General features: G+C 65.4%; 12 protein-coding genes. 5 read left to right on the forward strand and 7 right to left on the reverse strand.

Annotated features, from left to right (window positions below; genetic code table 11):
* Positions 1-3 precede the first annotated feature (3 nt).
* Positions 4-996 (forward strand): endolytic transglycosylase MltG, encoded by a 993-nt coding sequence (gene mltG, locus Q0996_RS24785; RefSeq protein ID WP_299626669.1) that lies wholly within the window; start codon positions 4-6, stop codon positions 994-996.
* Between the two features lie 27 nt (positions 997-1,023).
* Here the strand turns inward: mltG and Q0996_RS24790 are convergent, their stop codons facing one another.
* Complete coding sequence (locus Q0996_RS24790; protein WP_299626672.1) at positions 1,024-1,794, reverse strand: SDR family oxidoreductase; 771 nt, start codon at positions 1,792-1,794, stop codon at positions 1,024-1,026.
* Positions 1,795-1,970: 176 nt separating this feature from the next.
* Here Q0996_RS24790 and Q0996_RS24795 point away from each other — a divergent pair, with 176 nt between their 5' ends.
* Positions 1,971-2,873 (forward strand): YicC/YloC family endoribonuclease, encoded by a 903-nt coding sequence (locus Q0996_RS24795; RefSeq protein ID WP_299626675.1) that lies wholly within the window; start codon positions 1,971-1,973, stop codon positions 2,871-2,873.
* Between the two features lie 38 nt (positions 2,874-2,911).
* Positions 2,912-3,517, forward strand: coding sequence for a guanylate kinase (gene gmk / locus Q0996_RS24800; protein ID WP_299626846.1), 606 nt, complete (start codon positions 2,912-2,914; stop codon positions 3,515-3,517).
* 24 nt (positions 3,518-3,541) lie between these two features.
* Here the strand turns inward: gmk and rsmA are convergent, their stop codons facing one another.
* The 6 genes from rsmA to lptF all read right to left on the reverse strand — a co-directional run bounded on the left by rsmA (position 3,542) and on the right by lptF (position 11,002).
* On the reverse strand, positions 3,542-4,405 hold the full coding sequence (gene rsmA / locus Q0996_RS24805) for a 16S rRNA (adenine(1518)-N(6)/adenine(1519)-N(6))-dimethyltransferase RsmA (protein ID WP_299626678.1): 864 nt from the start codon (positions 4,403-4,405) through the stop codon (positions 3,542-3,544).
* Entirely contained in the window at positions 4,402-5,433 is a 1,032-nt protein-coding gene (gene pdxA / locus Q0996_RS24810; protein ID WP_299626680.1) for a 4-hydroxythreonine-4-phosphate dehydrogenase PdxA, read from the reverse strand. The genes rsmA and pdxA overlap by 4 nt, the downstream gene beginning before the upstream one ends.
* A gap of 29 nt (positions 5,434-5,462) precedes the next feature.
* On the reverse strand, positions 5,463-6,443 hold the full coding sequence (locus tag Q0996_RS24815) for a peptidylprolyl isomerase (protein ID WP_299626684.1): 981 nt from the start codon (positions 6,441-6,443) through the stop codon (positions 5,463-5,465).
* Positions 6,444-6,550: 107 nt separating this feature from the next.
* Positions 6,551-8,746, reverse strand: a complete 2,196-nt coding sequence (locus Q0996_RS24820; RefSeq protein WP_299626687.1) for an LPS-assembly protein LptD — start codon at positions 8,744-8,746, stop codon at positions 6,551-6,553.
* 10 nt (positions 8,747-8,756) lie between these two features.
* The gene (lptG, locus tag Q0996_RS24825; RefSeq protein WP_299626690.1) at positions 8,757-9,884 is read right to left on the reverse strand and encodes an LPS export ABC transporter permease LptG; all 1,128 of its coding nucleotides are present in this window, start codon (positions 9,882-9,884) and stop codon (positions 8,757-8,759) included.
* Positions 9,881-11,002 carry an LPS export ABC transporter permease LptF gene (lptF, locus tag Q0996_RS24830; protein WP_299626693.1) on the reverse strand — a complete coding sequence of 374 codons (1,122 nt, stop codon included), beginning with the start codon at positions 11,000-11,002 and terminating at the stop codon, positions 9,881-9,883. Before lptF ends, lptG begins: the two co-directional genes overlap by 4 nt.
* 231 nt (positions 11,003-11,233) lie before the next feature.
* Between lptF and Q0996_RS24835 the strand changes: the two genes are divergently transcribed.
* Positions 11,234-12,733 (forward strand): leucyl aminopeptidase, encoded by a 1,500-nt coding sequence (locus tag Q0996_RS24835; RefSeq protein WP_299626696.1) that lies wholly within the window; start codon positions 11,234-11,236, stop codon positions 12,731-12,733.
* Between the two features lie 41 nt (positions 12,734-12,774).
* Positions 12,775-13,224 (forward strand): DNA polymerase III subunit chi, encoded by a 450-nt coding sequence (locus tag Q0996_RS24840; protein ID WP_299626699.1) that lies wholly within the window; start codon positions 12,775-12,777, stop codon positions 13,222-13,224.
* Positions 13,225-13,228: the final 4 nt, after the last annotated feature.

Here is a 13,228-nt window from a genome sequence, read left to right on the forward strand (position 1 = left end):
ACGATGCGGCGATTAGGCGGTCTTGCCGTTCTTCTCGTCGTGGTGCTGGCTCTCGCCGGCGGCGGTCTTCTGATCTATGTGCTCGACCGCTTCGAGGCACCCGGCCCGCTGCGCGCGGAAGCCACGATCATGGTGCCGCGCGGGGCGGGGCTGCAGAGTATCGCCCAACTCCTTGCCGAGCAGGGGATCGTCGCGGACGCGACTCTCTTTGCCCTCGGCGTGCGTCTCGAGGGGGATGCCCAGGCCCTGAAGGCCGGCGAGTATGCCATCGCAGCCGGCAGCTCCATGGCCGAGGTCGCCACCGTGATCTCCAGCGGTGCCACCGTGGTGCACCGGATCACCGTGCCGGAAGGCCTCACCACCAGCGAAATCCTGTCCTTGCTGAAGGATGCCGAAGCACTGGACGGCAGCGTCTCCGGAACGCCCCCGGAAGGGGTCCTGCTGCCCGAAACCTATCACTTCCACCGCGGCGATCAGCGCGCGGCGGTGCTGGCGCGCATGGGCCAGTCCATGGAACAGACGGTGGCGGAGGTCTGGGCGGCGCGGGCGGAGAACCTGCCGCTCAAGTCGCCGGAGGAGGCGGTGATCCTGGCGTCGATCATCGAAAAGGAAACCGGCGTCGATGCGGAGCGCGCCCTCGTGGCCGGCGTCTTCGTCAACCGCCTGCGCAAAGGCATGCCCCTGCAGTCCGACCCCACGGTGGTCTATGGGATCACCGAGGGCAAGGCGCCGCTGGGCCGCGCTTTGACGCGCAAGGATCTCGCCACGCCGACCCCCTACAACACCTATCAGATCAGGGGCCTGCCCCCCGGGCCCATCGCCAACCCTGGCCGGGCCTCCCTGGAGGCTGCGGTCAATCCGGCGGAGACCGACTATCTCTACTTCGTGGCCGACGGCAACGGCGGCCATGCCTTCGCAAAGACCCTGTCGGAGCACAACCGCAATGTCGCCAAGTGGCGCAAGCACCTGAAGAGCCTGAAGAAAAAGACGGACTGACTCGGGCAGGTTCGTGACGGCCGAAGATCAGCTCGATGCCGGCTTTTCGGGCAGGCGGCTGAGCAGCGGATCGGTCCAGGCCGGGGGCAGCAGGGACAGCAGCCAGACCACCGCGAAGAGGCGGCGTGGGAAGACGATGCGGGCCTTGCCCGCCGCCAGGCCACGCTCGATGATGGCCGCCGCCTTCTCCGCCTCCATGAGCAGAGGCATCGGAAAGTCGTTCACCGCCGTCATGGCGCTTTTCACATAGCCCGGGCAGATGACCGAGACCGTCAGGCCCTGGGGTGCCACCATGCCGCGCAGAGCCTCGCCCCAGACCCGCACGGCTGCCTTGGAGGCGCAGTAGGCGGGCGCACCGGGGAAGCCCCGGAAGGCGGCCAGAGACGACATAATGGCCACCTGGCCGCGGCCCCTGGCTCTCATCAGCGCGATGGCGGTCAACACGGTCGACACGACACCGTCGACATTGATCGAGAGGATGTGGCGGGTCTGCTCGGCGTTCTCCCCGAAGAGGCCCGTGCCCGCCGAAACGCCGGCATTGGCGATGACCAGATCGAGGGGCCGCTCCCGGTCGATCTCGGCCATCCAGGAGTCCAGGAGGGCCCGGTCGCAGACGTCCACCACCTTGCTGACCACCTCTGCGCCGGCCGCGCGGCAGTCTTCGGCCACCTGCTCAAGGCGCTCGCGATCGCGGCCGGTGATCGCCAGCAATCGCCCTTCGCCTGCGTAGCGGCGCGCGAGGGCCGCGCCGATCCCGCTGGACCCGCCGGTGATCATGATCGATTTGGGATTTTGCATGGTGTTCAGACTGCTCCGCGGGGTGCTCTTGGAAGGGCGGTCATCCGGGGCTGCCAGTGGCTGCCCTGGACGCTTGTTGTGCTCAGAAGCCGCCAGTATATATGGGACCGCCGCTGCGGGGTGCCGGAACTGGACCGGGGCGGGCCAAGTCCGACGTGCGGGGGAGCGACGGCCGAGTGACCAAGACCAAAGCTTTGGTGCACAGCATGACGGGCTTCGCGCGCATGGAAGGCGGCGATGACTCGGTCAGTTGGGCCTGGGAAATCAAAACCGTCAACGGCCGCAGCCTGGACGTGCGCTCGCGCCTGCCCGGCGGCTATGAAGCGCTGGACCCGCTGGTGCGCAAGGCGGTGGCCGGCGCCTGTCACCGCGGCAACGCGCAGGTCAATCTGCAGGTCAAGCGCGGCGAAGCCCAGCAGGCCTGGCAACTGAACGAAGAGTTGCTGGAACAGGTTCTCGACGTGATCGGTCGCTTGGAGTCCCGCCTCGATGCGGCGCCGCCGCGTCTGGACGGGCTGCTGGCCTTGCGCGGCATTCTGGAACCGGTGGAAGAGGAAGACAGCGCCGAGGACCGGGATCGAAGGCGGCAGGCCATAGAAGCCGATCTGAAGACCGCGCTCGGCAGCCTGCTGGCCATGCGGTCGGAAGAGGGCGCACGGCTTCTCCAGATGGCCCGGGGCCATATTGACACCATCGAGCGCCTCTGCGGCGAGGCGGCGGGCTGTGCGGCCACCCAACCGGAGAGTCTGCGCCAGCGCCTGCGCGAGCAGATGGACCTCTTGCTGTCGGAGAGCAACGCCCTTTCGGAAGAACGGCTGGAGCAGGAGCTCGCGCTGCTCGCCGGCAAGGCCGATGTGCGCGAGGAACTTGACCGGCTGCAGGCCCATGTCTCTGCGGCGCGCGCCCTGCTGGACGGTGGCGGCGCCATTGGCCGCAAGCTGGATTTCCTCTGTCAGGAGTTCAACCGCGAAGCCAACACGCTTTGTTCCAAATCGGCGGACGTCGAGCTCACGCGCATCGGTCTCGACCTCAAATCGGCCATCGAACAGTTGCGCGAGCAGGTTCAGAACATCGAGTAGCGGGCGTGGAAGACGGCAACATCAAAAGGCGCGGGCTGATGCTGGTGCTGTCCTCGCCTTCCGGCGCCGGCAAGACCTCCATTTCCCGCCGCCTTCTGGAACTGGACGGCAATCTTTCGCTGTCGATCTCGGCCACGACGCGGGCGCGGCGGCCGGCAGAGACCGAGGGTGTGCATTACTTCTTCGTCTCCGACGCGCGCTTTCAGGAGATGATCGACCGGGAGGCGCTGTTGGAACACGCCATGGTCTTCGGCAATCGCTACGGCACACCGCGTGAGCCGGTGGAACGGGCCTTGGAGAAAGGCCAAGACGTGCTCTTCGATATCGACTGGCAGGGCACACAACAGGTTGCCGAGAAGGCGCGCGAGGATCTGGTGAGCGTGTTCATCCTGCCGCCCACCACCGAGGAGCTAGAGCGGCGCCTGCACAGCCGCGCTCAAGACAGTGACGAGGTCGTGCGCGCGCGCATGGCCAAGGCGGCCGACGAAATGAGCCATTGGGCGGAATACGACTACATCATCATCAACCACGATCTCGACCAGAGCGTGGATCAGGTCGAGGCCATCCTCGCGGCGGAGCGGCTGAAGCGGGAGCGGCGGATCGGCCTGCGGGATTTCGTCGAGGGGCTGAGACTCGGCCGCTGACGGCCGATGCCCTTGGACAAGGGATCAGCGCTCCGGCGGTGCGTGCGCGTCCAGCAGTTGCGCCAGCCTGCAGAAATCTTGAACGCTCAGTTCCTCCGCCCTCGCCGTGGGCTCCAGGTCAAGCGACGTGATCGCCGCCACGCTGTCTGCGAACAGGGGCTTCAGGCTCTGGCGCAGCATCTTGCGCCGCATGCCGAAGGCGGTCGCCGTTACCCGCTCGAGGGTCTTCAGCCTGGCCGGGGCCAAAGCGGCACTGCGCGGCCGCAGCGACACGACGCTGGAAGTCACTTTCGGCGGCGGCGTGAACGCGCGTGGGGGGATGTCGAACAGGATCCTGACCTCGCAGAGCCATTGCGTGAGGATGGTCAGGCGCCCGTAGTCGGCGCTGCGCGGCTGCGCCACAAGACGTGCCGCCACCTCCTTCTGAAACATCAGGGTCATGGCCGCGAGCGCATCCGGGTCCGCGGCCAGACTCGTCAGCCAGCCGGTCAGCAGGGCCGTGGAGATGTTATAGGGCAGATTGCTGACGATCTGGCGCGGCGGCTCCCCGAGCTGCGCCGGAGCGAGGGTGAGGGCGTCACCGGCCAGGATCTCGAGACGATCGGGATAGTGGGCCGCAAGCTCTGCCAGCGCTTCAAGGCAGCGCTGGTCCTTTTCGATGGCGATGACCCGGCGGGCGCCTTCCGCCAGCAGCGCGCGGGTCAGCCCGCCGGGGCCCGGGCCCACCTCGATTACCGTCCCGTCGGCCAGGTCCGGGGCACTGCGGGCGATGCGGCCGGTGAGGTTCAAGTCCAGCAGGAAATGCTGTCCCAGGGATTTGCGCGCGCCCAGACTGAAGCGCCGAATGACCTCGCGCAACGGCGGCAGCGGCGGAGCGGTCTGGTTCATGGCCTGGCGGCGGACCGCGGCTCTCCGGCGCTGCGGTGGCTCCGGGCGGCCATGGTCGCAGCCATGGCCAGGGCCGCAATCAGACTGGTTGCGGAGGCTTTGCCCCGGCCGGCGATGTCCAGCGCCGTGCCATGGTCCGGCGAGGTGCGGATGATGGGCAGGCCAAGGGTAACGTTGACCGCCCGCTCGAAATCGATGGTCTTGATGGGGATCAGCGCCTGGTCGTGATACATGCAGAGTGCCGCGTCGTAGCGCGCGCGGGCGGCCGGATGAAACAGACTGTCCGCCGCGAACGGACCGGCGACATCCAGGCCCTCTCCGCGGAGCTGGGCCACCGCCGGTGCGACGATCTCCGCATCCTCGGTGCCGAGCTGACCGCCCTCGCCGGCGTGTGGATTGAGCCCGGCGACCGCCAGCCGGGGGCGGTCGATGCCGAAGCGCGTACGCAGTGCCAGAGCCGTCGTGCGGCCGGTCTCGACGATCAGGGCACCGCTGAGACTGGCCGGGACCTCGGCAAGCGGCCTGTGAACCGTGACCGGCACAACCCGCAGCGCATCCCCGGCCAGCATCATCACCGGTTTTTCGGCACTGCCGCAGAGCTCAGCGAGATACTCCGTGTGTCCGGGGTGGTGAAAGCCGGCCTCCATCAGGACCTGTTTGTGGATCGGATTGGTGACCACCGCCGACGCGGCGCCGGACAAGGTCAGCGTGACCGCCTGACGGATGGACTGCAGCACCGCGGCGGTATTCTCCGGCTTCGGACGGCTGGGATCGGCCTGGACCGCCGTCCCGAGCGGCAGGACCGGCAGGCCGACCCCGAATGCCTCCGCACAGGCATCCGGACTGTCGATCCGTATCGCGGCAACGGGCAGGTCCAGATCCGTGGCGATCCCGGCCAGGCGTTCGGGATCATCGATCAGGAAGAAGGGGTGCAGCCGCTCCGCTTTTCTCTGCAGCCAAGCCCTTAGGGCGATCTCGCCGCCGATGCCGGCGGGCTCGCCCATCGTAACGGCCAGAGGCGGGGGCATGGGGTTCGGTCCGGCGCTGCCGGCCGGGATCATATGCGAACGTCTACGTTGGCCGTGCGGCGCAACTCCTGCATCGATCGCTGGGCCAACTGATTGACCCTTTGGTCGGTGAGGTTCTGCTCGATCCTCGTGCGGTCGACAACGTTGCCTTCGTTCTTGCGCATATCGCGCAGCAGGAGAATGTGGAAGCCCGCAGGCGTGCGTATCGGGGCAGAGATGTCGCCCGGCCCCATCTGGAAAAGGGCGGTGTTGAGCTCTTCGGCGAGCTCGCCGTCCTGCACCCAGCCGAGATCGCCGCCGAGCCTTGCGGTTCTGGACTGCGAGAACTGGCGGGCGAGGCCCGAGAAGTTTGCCCCGGCCCGCAACTGCTCCAGCAGGCGGTTGGCATTGGCCAGGGCTTCGTCTTCCTTGGCGGCGGACTCCACAGCGACGAAGATCTCCGAAATCCGCCGTTGGACGGAACCCTGGCGAGCCTCCAGCCGGCTCACGACTTCCTGAATCTCTTCATTGGAGATTGCAATGGTCGGCCGCAGCCGCCGCTGAATCACTGTCTGCCAAGCGATCTGGGCACGAATCTGATCGATCAAGGTAGTCGGGATGATGCCGCGATTACGCAGCATGGCGAGGAACTGCCCCTCGGTCATGTTGTTCTGCTTCGAAATCTGCTGCAAGGCCGAGGCCACCTGGTCGTCGGTGACGGAGATATCCAGGCGTTCGGCCTCCTGAAGCTGCAGGCGCTCGTCGATCAGTCCGTTCAAGACCTGAGGTGTCAGACGGCGGCGCACCTCCTGGGAATCGCGGACCCCGGCGCCGACGATGGCGAGGCGCACCCGCATCGCCAGATCGAGCACCGAGATGACTTCGTCATTGACCACCGCAGCAGGACGGAAGGCATCTTGCGCGTGGGAGGTGGAGACGGGCAGAAGCGAAACCAGAGCGGCGAACCCGAGAATGAAAAGGCCGAAGCGCCCTGGCGCCCGTATCGGAAGGCTTACATTTCGCACTGGCATCATGAATTTCCTGAAAACCGCGGCGCCACTATATCCCCAGGGCTGGCAGCGTTTCAAACGGAAGCTGCTGCAGGGCTTTGCCGCGGATTTCTCGGGGCAAACGGCGTTCAGCCGCCGGCGGCCTCACCCAGGTGTTTGAGCACAACCCGGACGAAAACGCTGTCTTCCGGCTCGATATCCCGATCGCTGAAGAACGACCTTTCGCCCACGCCCTCGATCAGGAAGCACTCGTCCTGATAGCTCAGGCTGACAGCGGTCCTCAGGGAATCGTTTTCGATCAGGTCGCGGCGGTGGCTGACGCCGACCGACCAGTTCTCGGTCAAGCGTGAATTGATTCCAAAGAGGAGCTCCTCGCGGTCGCCGAACTCGTCGTCGGTTTCCTGGTTGATGAAAAAGTAGGAGAGGTCGAGGTTCAGCGCCGGCGGGCCGAGGACTAGGTCGACTTCGCTGCGCTCGGCGCTCAGATCGTCTTTGTCCAGGCGAAACCGGTAGAGAAAGTCGATTTCTTCGATCGGGCGAAACTGGACCCGGCCGACGACATCGGACTCCTGGTCCTCCAGGCCCGAACCGTCGGCGAAGGTGTCGCGCGCCTCTGAGAAGCGAAAACTCTGGCCGGCAAAGGCGCCTGCGGAACCCTCCGATCCGAAGGTCGCCGTCCACTTGAGGCCGACGTCGACGCGGCTGCCGGAGTCCACCCGGTCGTTTCCGGCAAAGCGATTGAGGTCGAAAAGGTTGGTGTCGTCGAACTCGAAATCCAGGCTGTCCTCGTTCGGAATCTCTCCGGGATTCGAGCCGTTGGGGGCGAAGACCCCTTGCACGATGGGCTCAATCACCTGACGCACCGAGCCGTCCTGCCGCGCCCAGGGATAGCGCCACTTGACGGCGAGCTGTGGAAAGACGCGGCCGGTCGTGTTGCTGCCCGCGGCACCGCTGGGATTGACGGAATCGGATCCCGGCTCGACGCCGTTCACCCAATAGCCGTCGGTCTGTACCTGTGCGGTGACCTCGTAGATGTCGCCGAGCGGGCTGGTATAGGGCACGTGATAGCCGCCGATGAACGACAGTCGGCGGCTGTCGCGGCCCTCCTTGCGGGTCAGCACCTGGACATTGCCGTCTATGGTATAGCGGGCACCGGGCAGTCCGAAGCCAGGTTCGCTGACGAAGTTGTAGTCCGCCAGCGGCACGGCGATGGGGATTTCGTCGTTGATGTCGGTGCTGCGCAGGCCCTGATAGGCGAAGCCGCGCACCGCGGCATAGTTGCGCCCCTTGAGCCCCTCGAAGAAGGCGGTGCTTTCCAGGGTCCGCGGTGTGCCGAAGTCGAAGGCGCGCAGATAGGTATCGTCGGTCACGCGGTTGACATCGAAGCCCCAACGCCAGGTCCGGTCGACCTCGAACTGTCCTTCCGCATCCAGATGACCGCGGAAACGGTCGTTGGCGACGCTGCCGACCTCCTCGCGGTCAGCGATGGTGGCGCTGCCGAAGAGCTCGATCTCGCCATTTTCGAAGAGCTGCCGGTACTCGAGGGTCAGATTGACCCCCTGTTTCGTCGAGAGGATCGGCGCGACCGTCAGATCCTTGTCGTCCTCGATGGCCCAGAAGTAGGGGACCATGAGGGAGGCGCCGAGGAAATCGCTGTTGCCGACGGTCGGCGCCAGAAAACCGCTGCGCCGGTCGACCGTCGGGTCCGGGTGAGCGAAATAGGGCGTATAGATCACCGGAATACCGAAGAACTCCAGCCAGGCGTCGCGATAGATGATGTCCTTGGCTTCCTGGTCGTGCACCACCTCGCTGGCCTTGATCTGCCACAGCGGCGCACGGCTGGGGTCTTCGCGGCAAAGGTCGCAGGGGCTGAAGACGCCTTTGCTAAATTCGGTGCGGTTTCCACCGCTGCGCGAGCCGCTGGCGGCGGAGACGCGCGTGCCGTCGGTCATCAGGACGCGGATTTGCCGGACGAAGCCTTCCTTCAGATCGCCGGTCAACTCGACAAAGTCGGCAAAGACCGTGTCGCCACTGGGTTCGATGAGGGTCACGTCGCCCTCGGCCGTGACCACATCGGTGTTCAGATTGTAGGTGACCTTGTCGGATAGCAGGACACGGTCTTCCTGGGAAATCTCCACGTTGCCGGCGGCGACCACCAGGCCGTTTTCTTCATCGTAGGTGAGTTGATCCGCGGTGATGAGGGCAGGGACATCGCCGAGCGCCTCGACATCCAGCTGCTGCGCAAGCGGCCGGACCGCGCCGGAAAAACAAAAAAGAATGATGGCGGCGGCAATCGCCACCGCACGCCCCGTGCCCCCCTGCATGACCTCTCGCTTATCCGTCCTCCAGATGCAGCAACATCGCCACCCCAAGCATCAACGACACGCCCGCCGGAGTCCAGGCCGCCAATACCACGGGTATGGTCCCCGAGAGTCCAATTGCGAAAACGAAATTGGACATAAAGTACAGCAGAAAGCCCGTCAGCAGCCCCGCCATGATGATCAGACCGACCCGGCCGCGTCGCTGCGGGCGCATCGAAAAGGTCGCGGCCAGCAGCACCATTGCCGCAAACAACATCGGCAATGCCAATAGCCGATGAAGCTGCAGCCGGTGGGGCAATGCTGAAAACCCTGCTGCGTCCATTATTTCAATGAATTCCGGAAGATTCCAAAAAGAAATTGTCTCCGGCGGTGCGAAGCTCTCCTGAATCTTGTCCACCGTCAGCTCTGTCGGCAGGTCGAGGGTCTCGTGAAAGACCGATGCCTCGCCGGGCCGGGAGACCCAGGCTTCATAAAGGCGCCAGTATCGATCCTGGAGCTGCGCCCGTTCCGCGTCGATGCGGTTGACGAAGCGGTCCTGGTCGGCATAGCGGAACACGATGACGTTGTGCAGCAGCACGGAACCCGAACTGACGCGCGACGCGTGGATCACGGACTGGCCGTCACTGTCGGCCTGGCGCAGCCAGAGGCCTGTCTTGGAGACCGCAAGAAAGCTGGATTCATTGCGCACATAGTTGGCTTCCAGGCGCTCGAAGCGGCTCAACAGGATGGAGGCGAGGGGATTGAGCGCGGTGACCGTCAGAAAGCCGACCAGAAGGGCGCTGCCCAGCACCGGCAGCAGGAACTGCCAGACGGAAACGCCGGCGGCGCGCGCTACGACGAGCTCATGAGACCGGGTCAGGCGCCAGAAGGTGGTCATCGCCGCGAAAAGCACCGTAAAGGCCATGACCTCCTGACTGAGGTGCGGCAGCTTGAGAAAAGCCATCTCAAGGGTCACGGCCAGGGAGACGTTCTTGGTCGCCAGGCGGTCGATGAGGTCGACCACCGTGGCCAGAAAGATGATGCCGACGATGGCGAAGACGAAGCTGCCAAACCAGAAGAAGAATTGGCGCGCGATGTATTTCGTGAGCGTGGGCGAGAGGCGCAGGCGCCGCATCGCCGGGACGGAAGCGGCGCTGCTCATGGCGTGGCCGCCTCGCCCAGCGGCTCCTGCGCACGCCGTTGCGGCCGGCGCAGCAGAACGAAGAAGGCGAGCCCAAAGGACACCATGACCGCCGCGTACATGGCCGGAATGGCTACGGCGTTGCGGCTGGCCAGATCGTGCAGGGCGAGCGAGAGGCCCTCCAGGGCGGCGACACAGGCGATTGCGGAAAGCACCCGCTTGATCTGCCCCCGGCGGTTGAATTCGCCGGCCAGCAGCGCCGCCATACCGATGACGACGAACACCAGGCTGTAGAGCGGTCCGACGATGCGGTAGTGCCCCTCTGCCAGGAGTTCCTGGCGGTAGCGTTGGTCGCGGCTGTCCTCACCGGGAATGAGAAGTTCGTGCAGAAAGCGCTCCTTGGGTTCGCGCCAGCGCGCCTGCGGCGCGTTGCCGAACTCCGTGAGTTCGACGGTATAGCGCTCAAAGTACAGCAGGGAGAAGCGGCCAGTTCCCGGCTTCACCTCCTGCCGGTTGCCGTTTTCCATGACCACCCGCGGGCCGTTCTCGCTGGGGACCAGAGCGCCGCGCTCGGCCATCATGGTCACCGGTTTTTCGGGGTCGCGGTTGTCGTGCACCAGGATGCCGCGCAGTTCGCCTTCCGGCGACCGCTCGCGGACATAGACGGTGATGTCGTCGGAGATGGTGGTGAAGACCCCTTCCTGAAGCAGCACGGCCGAGAAGTCGCTGCGAAAGGCGTTCTGTAAGTCCTTGAAGTTCCGAAAAGAGGCCGGGAGGAAATAGAGGGAGATCGAGTAGACGGCCAGGGTCACGACAATGCCGAGAATGATCGCCGGACGGGCGAGCTGCAGCTGCGAGAGGCCGGCGGCGCGCATCACCACCATCTCGCTGTCCATGGCGAGCTTGTGGTAGACGAACAGCGCGGCCACGAAGCAGGCGATGGGCAGCACGACCCCCAGGAAGGACGGCAGGAGAAGCCCGACAAAGGCCAGGAAGGTCGAGGCCGGCAAGCCGCGGTTCACGATATAGTCGATCAGGCGCAGCGATTGCGTCAGCCATATCGCAAAGGTCAGCGCCAGGGTGACGAAAAGCGTTGCCGTCACCAACTGTCCGAGTACGTAGCGTGTGATTGAAGGCATCAGGCCCGGCCGCTTCGGTCTGGAGGGTCAGGAATAGCCTGAGCCACGGGCCCCCGTCCAGCCAATTCCCGCCCCTAGCTCCAGTCGCGCCAAGGGCTTACGGCCTGACACTTGAACTTACGGGCCGGCGCTGACAGGCTACGCGCTCCTAACCTTGGAAGCCTATGATCTTCAATTGCCGGCTTGCTGTGGGACCCAGCGGACCGGCTGACTTATTCCGTGAGGGGATTGATGGATATTGCCTTTGCCGCGCCAAGTCTTCCGAACTCCGGCGCTCTGGTGGTCGGCGTGCTGGATCAGCGAAAACTGACGCCCTCGGCCGCGCATTTGAACAAGCTGACCGACGGAGCACTGGAGCGCGCCATCGATGCCAACGGCTTCGCCGGCAAGCGGGGCGAGCTGCTGGAGATCGTCGCGCCGGCGGGGCTGAACAACAGCCGTATCCTGCTGGTGGGGATGGGCGCGCCCGCCAAGCTGACCGTCAAGGATCTGCGCAACCTCGGCGGCAGCGTGGCCGCACATCTGTTGCGGGTGCGCGAGGTCAAGGCAGCGGTGCTGCTGGATAAGCTGAGGGGCGGCAAGGCTGCGCCGGAACGGGCCGCCAACTATGCCCTCGGGGCCGTGCTGCGCAGCTATCGCTTCGACAAGTACAAGACCAAGGAAAAGCCGGAGAAGAAGCCTCGGCTGAAGGAGATCAAGTTTCATCTCGAGGATGCTGCGGCGGCCAAGAAGGCCTTTCAGCGGCTGCAGAAGCTGGCCGACGGGGTTTTCCTGACCCGCGATCTGGTGAGCGAGCCGGCCAATGTGATTTTCCCCAAGTCGTTCGTCGCAGAGGCCCGCAAGCTCGGCAAGCTGGGCATCAAGGTCCAGGCGCTGGGCGAGAAGGAGATGGCGAAGCTCGGCATGGGCTCCCTGCTCGGCGTGGGGCAGGGTTCGGCCCACGAGCCGCAGCTTCTGGTCATGGTCTGGCAGGGCGCCCCCAACGCCAAGGACAAGCAGCCCCTGGCCTTTGTCGGCAAGGGGGTGACCTTCGATACCGGCGGCATCTCCCTCAAGCCCGCTGCCGGCATGGAAGACATGAAGTGGGATATGGGCGGCGCCGGCACCGTGATCGGCCTGATGAAGGCCCTGGCCGGCCGCAAGGCGAAGGTGAACGTCGTGGGCATCTGCGGCCTGGTGGAGAACATGCCCTCCAGCACCGCGCAGCGGCCCGGCGACATCGTCACCTCCATGTCCGGCCAGACCATCGAGGTGCTGAACACCGATGCCGAGGGGCGCCTCGTGCTTGCCGATGCGCTGTGGTACGTGCAGGAGCGCTTCAAACCCAAGCTGATCGTCGATCTGGCGACCCTGACCGGCGCCATCATCATCTCCTTGGGGCATGAGAACGCCGGGCTGTTCAGCAACGACGACAAGCTGTCGGACCAGCTCACCGCCGCCGGCAAGGAGGTCGGCGAACTGGTCTGGCGGATGCCGCTCAGCAGCGACTACGATAAGCTGATCGACTGTGACGCGGCGGACATGAAGAACATCAGCGGCGGGCGGGCCGGTGGATCCATCACCGCAGCCCAATTCCTGCAGCGCTTCATCAAGAACGGGACTCCCTGGGCCCACCTCGATATCGCCGGGGTTGCCTGGTCCGCCAAGGAAAAGGCGACGGTGCCGAAGGGCGGGACCGGCTTCGGGGTGCAGTTGCTGGACAGCTTTGTCGCCAAGCACCACGAGAAGTAGGAACGTCGGTCCAGGGGAATAGTGGGGAAGGGGCTTCGCCCATGGCCGAAGTTCGCTTCTATCATCTGACACGGACGGCCCTGGACCGGGCTTTGCCGCAGATGTTGGAGAAGACGCTGGAGCGGGGCCAGCGTGCCGTCGTGCGCGCGGCCTCGGAAGAGCGGGTCGAAGCCCTGGCGGCAAGCCTCTGGACCTACCACGACCGATCCTTCCTGCCCCACGGCAGCCTCAAGGACGGCAACGCCGACCGGCAGCCGGTCTGGCTGACCACCGAAGAGGCCGTGCCCAACGGCGCCGAGGTTCTGTTTCTGACCGACGGCAGCGAGGCCGAGGATCTGGAACGCTTCAGCCTCTGTGCGATCCTCTTCGACGGTTCGGACGAAGACGCCGTGGCGGCGGCGCGCGGGCAATGGACGACGCTCAAATCAGCCGGTCACGCGGTCACCTACTGGCAGCAGGACGAAGCCGGCCGCTGGAGCCAGAAGGCGTAACCCC

Source organism: Pelagibius sp., from assembly GCF_028289705.1.
Classification (GTDB): Bacteria; Pseudomonadota; Alphaproteobacteria; order Kiloniellales; family Kiloniellaceae; genus Pelagibius.